This is a genomic window from Hydrogenophaga sp., assembly GCF_041633695.1.
In the GTDB taxonomy this organism is placed as follows: domain Bacteria; phylum Pseudomonadota; class Gammaproteobacteria; order Burkholderiales; family Burkholderiaceae_C; genus Hydrogenophaga.
The window spans coordinates 1-2,046 of the sequence record NZ_JBFJMY010000618.1; the positions used below are offsets into that span (position 1 = coordinate 1).

At 69.4% G+C, this 2,046-nt stretch carries 1 protein-coding gene; it reads right to left on the reverse strand.

Annotated elements, in window-relative coordinates:
* The coding region (locus ABYB95_RS22455) for a hemagglutinin repeat-containing protein (RefSeq protein WP_372662227.1) at positions 1-2,046 on the reverse strand (2,046 nt) is incomplete at both ends.

The following is a 2,046-nucleotide window of genomic DNA, read 5'->3' on the forward strand; positions in this document are numbered from 1 at the left end:
CCCCAGCCCGATGCTGGCGCTGCTGGAGCGCTCGCTGCGCTGGAGCTGCGTGGTGTTCTGCGCAGCGGCCAGGGTGATCTGGTTGTCTGCGCTCAGGCTCACCGTGTCGCCCGCTTGCACGCGCGAGCCCCGCACCAGCAGGTTGGAGTCGGCCCCGGCGCCGGTGGCGTTCAAGGCGACCTGGCCCCCGGCGCGGATGTTCGACCCCTGGGCCGCGTTCTGTTCGGTCTGCTGGCTGGACTGGCTGTGGCTGCTGCCCAGGCTCAGACTCACACCCACGTTGGCCGCCTCGGCGGGGGACTTGCCCTGGCTCAGCGCCTGGCCCACGTCTGCCAGCTCCTTGGCCGCTTGGCGGCCCTGCAAGGCCAGGGTGGCCGCGCCGAGAGCCTGCATGCGGGTGTCGTCGGTCTTGCCCAGTGCCCGGGCGGTGCGGGCCAGGTCTTGCACGCTGCTGATCACCGGGGCGGTGACGGCCACGCTCAGGCCGCTTTGTTTGGACTTCTGCTGCGTTTGCTCGCTGTGCGTGGTGCGCGCCTCCAGCACCGCAATGTCTTGTGCCTGCACCTGCACATCGCCCTCGGGGGCCAGCACATCGGAGCCTTGTTGGCGGTAGTGGCGCCCGGCCTGGATGTTCACATCGCCCGTGATCGCCCCCACCGTGCTGGCCTGCGCGCCCACAGAGCTGCTCTGCTGCTCGCGGCTGTTTTGTTGTGTGCCCAGGGTGATGGACAGACCGCCCGAGCTGAACAGACCGCTTTTTTTGGTTTCTTCAAACTGGCTGCTGCTGTGGCGGGTTTCCTGGCTTGTGATGTTCACATCGCGCCCGGCCAGCAGGGTGGTGCCTTGGTCGCCCACAACCTGGCTGCCGGCGATGTTGATGTCGCCCCGGGCTTGTTGGGCTGGAGTGTTGGCCGCATGCACCGGGGCCCGCTCATCCGAGGTCGAGTTTGCGGCCGGCGCCAGAAGCCCGCTCTGGATCAGCACTTGCTGGCCGCCCAGCCGGCTGGCCACGGCCTCGCTGTGGCTGGCGCTGGAGCGCGTGGTGCTGGTGCTGCTGCTCAGAAACCCACGGCTCTTGCTTTGGTGCGCCTCGGCCACGCTTTGGTTGCTTTGGCCGGCCAGCAGGTTCACGTCGCGCCCGGCTTGCAGCACCAGGGCGGCCTGAGCCTGCACCTGGGCGGCGCGGGTGTCCAGGTCCTGGCCTGCCAGCAGGTGGGTGGCGCCGCCGCTGTCGATGCGGGTGCCGACCTCGGTGCTTTGTTGCGAGCGCAAGACGTTGTTGGCGTTCCACAGGGCGCTGTCGCTGCTTTCGGTGCCGACCACGGCCAAGCGCAGGTTTTGCCCGGCCTGTATGCGCACGCCGCCGGCGCTCTGGACCAGCGCGGCGTTGAGGTTCACGTCCTGGCCTGCGCTGGCCAGCAGCATACCGTCGGATTGGGACAGGTACAGCCCGGCCACGCGGTCCACGCTGGTGCGGGTGAAGCGGTTGGGGCCGGCCAGGGTGGCCGTGCTTTGGGTGGTGGTTTGCAGGTTCAGGTCGCGCCCGGCGCTGAGCACCAGGGCGTTTTGCGCCGAGAGGCTGCCGCCGGTGTTGTTCAGATCGGTGCGCGCGCCGAGCACGGTGGTTTCGCCAGCGATCTGTCCGCCCAGGTTGTGGATGTTCTCGGCGCTGATCTGGGTGAGGCGCCGCCCGGCGATGCTGCCGGCGTTGTGCAGGTCGCCGCTGAGGTTGAGGCTGATGTCGCGCGCGGCGATGAGGGCGCCGCTGTCGTGCAGGTCGCCGGGGCGCACCATCACGTAGACCTGGGGCACCAGGGCACGGGTGGTGCTGCCGTCGGCCAGGGTGATGTTTTGTTCCACCAGCCAGACGATGTCGGCGGTGAGGGCGGCCATTTGTGCGGCGCTCAGGGCCACGCCAGGGCGCAGTTGGTGGGCGGCGGCGAAGGTGGCGCCTGCGCCCATGAGGGCGCGGTACTGCGCGTCGTCGCTGCTGTAGTCGCCCAGGTGGCGCTGGCCGGTGAGGGCGGCCACTTGTTCGTTGATGAG